At 56.5% G+C, this 5,951-nt stretch carries 6 protein-coding genes and 1 pseudogene; 5 read left to right on the top strand and 2 right to left on the bottom strand.

Going from position 1 to position 5,951, the window contains the following annotated elements; translation table 11 throughout:
• Both ACP5VX_RS05900 and ACP5VX_RS05895 read right to left on the bottom strand, forming a co-directional pair.
• Window positions 1-245 (bottom strand): glycosyltransferase family 2 protein (locus ACP5VX_RS05900; protein WP_428724959.1); only part of this gene is annotated, 245 nt, incomplete at its 3' end.
• Window positions 246-256: 11 nt separating this feature from the next.
• Complete coding sequence (locus tag ACP5VX_RS05895) at window positions 257-1,441, bottom strand: PLP-dependent cysteine synthase family protein (RefSeq protein ID WP_428724958.1); 1,185 nt, start codon at window positions 1,439-1,441, stop codon at window positions 257-259.
• Between the two features lie 131 nt (window positions 1,442-1,572).
• On the opposite strand from ACP5VX_RS05895, the gene ACP5VX_RS05890 reads away from it, so the two are divergent.
• From ACP5VX_RS05890 to ACP5VX_RS05870, 5 genes and pseudogenes are all read left to right on the top strand, one after another.
• Window positions 1,573-2,994, top strand: coding sequence for a xylulokinase (locus ACP5VX_RS05890; RefSeq protein WP_428724957.1), 1,422 nt, complete (start codon window positions 1,573-1,575; stop codon window positions 2,992-2,994).
• 9 nt (window positions 2,995-3,003) lie between these two features.
• Entirely contained in the window at window positions 3,004-3,780 is a 777-nt protein-coding gene (locus ACP5VX_RS05885; RefSeq protein ID WP_428724956.1) for a phosphoribosyltransferase family protein, read from the top strand.
• A 93-nt stretch (window positions 3,781-3,873) separates the two neighbouring features.
• The gene (locus ACP5VX_RS05880) at window positions 3,874-5,331 is read left to right on the top strand and encodes an aspartate aminotransferase family protein (protein WP_428724955.1); all 1,458 of its coding nucleotides are present in this window, start codon (window positions 3,874-3,876) and stop codon (window positions 5,329-5,331) included.
• Between the two features lie 4 nt (window positions 5,332-5,335).
• A complete protein-coding gene (locus tag ACP5VX_RS05875; protein ID WP_428724954.1) occupies window positions 5,336-5,554 on the top strand; it encodes a hypothetical protein in 219 nt (72 codons plus the stop codon).
• Window positions 5,555-5,557: 3 nt separating this feature from the next.
• Window positions 5,558-5,951: pseudogene (locus ACP5VX_RS05870) on the top strand (hypothetical protein); the annotation flags it as partial.

Genomic DNA, 5,951 nt, shown 5'->3' with positions numbered 1-5,951 from the left:
GCCGTTATAGACCCCTCCGGGCACTTGCGTAGCGCGATCTGCCGGCCTAGCCCTCTACTAGACTTGTACCTGTAGAGCTTCAAGTTGAAGTCTCTCTTGAGCTCGAGGAGCTTTTCCCACGTTCCGTCAGTTGAGTAGGAGTCTACGACCACTATCGTGTAGTTCGGTCTGTAGACCGACTTGATCGACTCCTCGACGTAGCGGGCGTTGTTGAAGACAGTCCCGTAAACGCAGACGTCGGCCATGGACCACGCCTCTAGTCGACCCCGCCCTTGTACCCCGCCACGTCGGGGCAGACCTTGGAGTAGAGGGCCTCGAGTAGCTCGGCGTACTTCAGCCCGTGGTCGGGTAGGACGACTACCACGTCGCCCTCCAGCACCCCTCTACGCGTGAGCTCCCTGGTCGCCCTGAGTACCGCCCCGGCGCTCAACCCGACCAGCAAACCCTCGCTCCTCGCCAGTGCGACCACCTCCTGGAACGCCTCGTCTAGGCTCACCTCCAGGACCCCGTCTACACCAGCTAGGTGCACCCACTTCATCCCCGTCTCCACCCTCCTCATGCCCGGTATGAAGTCGCCTCTCGCGGGCTGGACCCCGAACACCTTCACGTCTCCGAGCCTAGACTTGAAGTACACCGAGAGGGCGGACAAGTGGCCGGAGGTCCCAAGGGCCCCCACCACCCCCCTTATCCTCAGGCCCGACTGCGAGGCCTGGTAGTCGACCTCCTTCGCCGTGTACTGGAGGTGAGCTATGACGTTCAGGTCGTTCTCGAACTGGTCTGGGTGTAGCAGCCCCTCCCGCCTAGCCGCCTCTCTCACGTCGCCGAGGATCTCCGTGGTCAAGGCCCCCTTCAGCCTCGCGACCTCGGCCCCCATGAGCTCGAATATGTAGTCGACGCACCTCTGGGCTGTCTGGGGCAGGTAGACCTTGGCCTTCAGCCCGAGGTTGTTCGCGACCCCGACGAGCCCCAGCCCCGTGTTGGTCGACGTGGCCTCGACAACCTTGAGCCCGGGCCTCACACCGGGGTTGTTCAACAGCATGAACCAGGCTATCCTGTCCTTGATACTCAGGCTGAAGGGGTGGTACCACTCGAGCTTCGCCCAGACCCTCACCCTCCCGTCGCTGAGGCTCCTGAGCTTCACGAGCGGCGTCGGGGCGTCCCTCGCGGCCAGGTCTAGCACGGATTCGTAGACCCTCGCGGCGTCCCCCTTCACGTTGTAGTAGAAGTCGAGGGCGTCCAAAGAGGCAGGCTCGTCCACGGGTACGAAGCGGGGGCCGAGAGACCAGAGCGCGGTGTACAGGGCGTCGTCTAGAGCCCTCAGCTCCCCGTCGACTGGTAGCGGGGGAGCCCTCCAGGAGGCTAGTATCTCCTTGATGTAGGGCAGGGCCTCCCCGAACCCGGTAAGCCTCCCCTTGACCGCCCTCAGCTCTACTAGTCTCACTCAACACACCTTCTCTAGCCAGTCTTACAGAGCACTTTTGGAGTATATAATGCAATGAGCTCTTTGAGGTTTACCGGTTGAGGGTTTTCGAGGAGAAGGGAAGATAATAAACTAGTACCCGGGGGTTTGTGTTGGAGTATTATGTAGGCGTGGATCTGGGCACTTCCTCTGTTAAGTTTGTCGTCTTAGACGAGTCGCTTAAAGAAGTGTACGCTTTATCACGCGACCTCAGAATAGGGTTCGCTAGCGACGGTAGCGTACTCTACGACCCGGAAGCAGTGTTAAGGACTGTCGAGGGCGAGCTGAGGGCTCTGTCCAGTAAACTGGGCGGAGACCTTTACGTGGGCTTCAGCGGGCACTCACCCTCGCTCGTAGTCATGGACGAACAGGGTAGAAGCCTCGAGACTATCGTGTGGCTAGACACGAGGGCCAGTTCCGTGCTCGACGAGGCTGCTAAACTAATGGGGGAGAAGGAGTGGTACTACAAGACTGGCCTACGTCTATCCCCCATATTCTTCCCGGCCAAGATACTGTGGATTAAGCGGTTCAAGCCCTCCGTACTAGAGAGGGCGAGGTGGGTCGCCCAGTTCAAAGACTACGTAGTCTACAACTTAACGAAGCAGGCGTACACGGACTACTCGAGCGCCTCCGAGACCCAGTTGTTCAACATAAGAGGCTTCTACGACGACGAGATCCTGGGGCTCCTCGGGCTAGACGAGTCAAAGCTCTTCGAGCCGGCCGCCTCCCACACAGTCCTCCAACACGCCTCGAACCCGCGTATCTGGTTAGTCCTGGGCGGCGTAGACTCCGTCGTGGCGGCTTTGGGTGGAGGCGTCGTCGAGTCTAGCACGGCGTCCTTGTCGGCGGGGTCCTCTGCCTGCGTTGACATACCCGTTGCGAGACCAGTACTAGACTACGAGAAAGGTTTCGAGACCTACTACCACGTGCTACCCGGCTGGTTCGTGCTCGAGGCCTCGCTCCCGTCCGCGGGTCTCACGGTGGACAAGGTGCTCGAGCTCGCTGGTCTAGAGAGGGGCGTCGAAGAGGAGGTGGGCCTGGACAAGCCCTCAGGGCTGGTCTTAGTACCCTACTTGACGGGCTCGCGCAGCCCGGACTGGGACTCGTCAGCGAGGGGGCTGGTCTACGGGCTGAGCCTCTCGACGACGCGGCTCGACCTACTCAAAGCGGCTTACGAGGGGATAGGTTTCTGGGCGAGAGAGGTCTTGGAGTTATCGCGTGGACTCGGTTTAGAGGTGAGGCAAGTAGTCGTCTCGGGCGGTCTGTCCTCTTCGAACCTCTTCAATACTATAACCTCGAGCATCCTCGGTCTAGAGGTCAAGAGGCCCCGCGTGAGGGACTTGTCCCCCTACGGCGCGGCTTTACTGGCCGCGATAGGCGCCGGGAAGATCAAGTTCAGCGACGTCCCTAGACTCGTAGAGTTCGAGCAAGTGTATAGTCCTAGGCCAGAGCTAGTTGTGGCATACAACGCGCTGTTCCAGGTATACAGAAAAATGAAAAGAGTATATAAGGAGCTTGGAGGAATAGTAGGGTAGGGTTGGTAGTTGTCTGTAGCCAAGAGAATAGAGGACCTAATGCTTGAGGCAGAGTTCTACTGCAGGGTCAACGCGGCTCGTAGAACCATGAAGCTCAAAGACCTCGCCAGCAACCTGGGCATCGACTTGACCACGCTGAGCAAGTACGTTAACATGCACATAAAGCCTAGTAGGCCCAGAATGAGGGAGCTCGGTGAGAAGCTTAGGGACGTAGACTACAAGAGCGTGATCAGAGACTGCCTAATATGGCAACCATACCCGTTCCCAGAGATGAACAACCTGCTGTTCAAGTGCCACGAGCTCCTCGACTGCGCGGTCTACGAGTTCCTCAAGGAGCTCGGAGGATTGGGCTTCGACTACATCCTGACCGTAGAGGGCGGGGGTTTAGCACTAGCCCAAGCCATAGCTTCACGCCTCAAACTACCCGTCGTCTACGGCCTGAGGGACATTATCATAAGGGGTGGCCACAGTATACCCTACAAGTATACGCCGGTCTACGCGTGGGGGCCCAGGATCAAGAGGTACATCACCCTACCCCTCGGCAGAGAGCTGAAGAACAAGAGGGTAGTAGTCGTAGACGACATAGCGTGGACAGGGGCTACAGTAATGACCCTAGCAGAGTACGCGGCTCGTAAGAAGTGCGATGTCGTAGGCGTCTTCTTGCTAGCGACCTTTGGGGACGTCTATGAAAGGCTCGTCGGGAAGTTGGGGGGCAGACTACACGTTGTCCTTATACTACCTAACGAGGCCAGGAAGAGTGTAATGAGCGAGTTTGAGTTCATATAGTTTCCCTATATCCTCCAAAAAACGGTACCCTCTACTGGGTTTCACGGTTAATACCAACCTGAATCAATACGTGTTGCAGTAGAGGCGATGCGCTTGACTAAGATCCTTGAAACCATCGAGAAAAAGCTAAAGATGATACCAGACCCGCAGGAAATCCTGAATAAAGCTGTGATGTGGGGGTTCGGCCCCAGGTCGCTGGAGTTGCTGAGGAGAGCGCTCGAAGTAGAGTCTCTTGGAGCAATGCCCTTCAGCATGTACGACGCACCCCCTATAGTCGAGGAGGCCGTAGATGACGCCATTATCGTCGACGCGGACGGTAAGCGCTACATCGACATGATGGCCGGCTTTGCGGTCAGCAACGTGGGCCACCACAGGAAGGAAGTACTGGAGGCCATTATAGAGCAGTTCAACAGGCTAGTCCAGTACTCGGAGATGCTCAGCGAGGTTAGGATTAAGCTCGGCGAGAAGCTCGTCCAGATAACGCCCGGCTCTTTCAAGAAGAAGGTGTTCTACGGTTTAACAGGCTCTGACGCGAACGAGGTGGCTATAAAACTGGCCAGGTACTATACCGGTAGACCGATCATAATAACCCAGTGGGGGGACTACCACGGCAGGACGATCGGGACAGTGCCTTTCACCACCAGCTTCTCGACGTGGTCGCAGAACTACCCCTTAATGGGCGCCGACATGAACGTCGTGAGGATACCCTTCCCCTACTGCTACAGGTGCCCGTGTAACCCGAAGGCGGAGACGTGCGAGGAGTGCGCGGAGGACTGCTTGTACATTGTCGAGTACATGTTCACCCACACCTACTACGGCCTGAGAGACCCGTTCAGCAAGTCGACTAATGTAGCGGGATTCCTGATAGAGCCCTACCAGAGCGCGGCGGGCTACATGATACCCCCGGACAACTGGTTGCCAGGCTTGTACAAGCTGGCCAGGGAGTACGACGTTCTCTTCATGGTCGACGAGATCCAGACCGGGTGGGCTAGGACGGGGAAGATGTGGGCTGTAGACCACTACCCGGGCGTAGAGCCCGACTTGGTGATGGTGGCCAAGTCTATAGCCAACGGTCTCCCGTTCTCCGCCGTAATAGGGAGGGCGGAGATAATGGATAGCTGGGGGCCCGGCGCCCACTCGAGTACTTTTGCGGGGTACATGCTCGGTTGTGCGGCGGCGCTAAAGACTATAGAGATAATAGAGAGGGAGAACCTGGCGTACCAGGCGAAGGTCAAAGGAGAGAAGTTCCTGAAAGGTCTCCAAGACCTGATGGAGAGACACCCAATACTAGGCTACGTCGAGGGAAAGGGCCTGTACATAGGCGTCGAGTTCGTCAAAGACAGGCAGAGCAAGAAGCCGGCTACCGAGGAGACTAAGTGGATGACCATGAGGCTGATGCAGAAGGGTATGCTAGTCAAGAGAGCGGGCTACCTGGGTAACAGGTTCGCCCTATCACCACCGCTAGTGATAAGCGAGGAGACGCTGAACAGGGCCCTGGAGATCTTCGACGAGGTGTTCTCGGAGGCCGAAGAGAAGTTTAACATAAAGTGAGCTTTTGCCCCAGATAAAGATACTCTACGCCTCCGACTTCCACGGGTCTACAATATTTTTCAGGAAGTTCGTCAACGCGTCACTAATGTATAAAGTAGACTACTTGTTCTACGGCGGAGACGTAAGCGGCAAGTACTTCGTCCCCATACTGAGGAGAAAAGACTACTTTGAAGCCTACTATCCCAACAAGAAGCACGTGATGAAGGAAAACGAGTTGCAGTAATTTGTGGAGAAAATAGAGAATAGCGGCGGGTACACGATAGTCGTCGAAGAGAACGAGTATGAGAAGATAAACACTGACCAATCGTACGCAGACCGGGTCTTTAAGGAGCTGATGGAGAGCAGGTTAAGAAGCTGGCTAGTATTCGCCGAGGACAAACTCAAGGATAAGGATATCCAACTCCTCCTCCAGCTGGGTAACGACGACGAGGAGTTCCTAGCCGGCGTTATAAAAGAGCTAGAGTCGAGTAAAGTAAGGTATGTCGAGAACAAGATCGAGCCTTTGAAAGAGGGATACGAACTCGCCAGCCTCGGCTACGCTAATGTAACACCGTGGAAGTGTCCGAGAGACGTAGAGGAGCCTATACTAGAGGGCATGTTGACCAAGCTTATGTCCCAAG

Origin of the sequence: Thermogladius sp., assembly GCF_049970955.1 — an archaeon.
In the GTDB taxonomy this organism is placed as follows: domain Archaea; phylum Thermoproteota; class Thermoprotei_A; order Sulfolobales; family Desulfurococcaceae; genus Thermogladius.
Note: the sequence above shows the minus strand (reverse complement) of the source record. Positions and strands in the feature narration are given on the sequence as shown.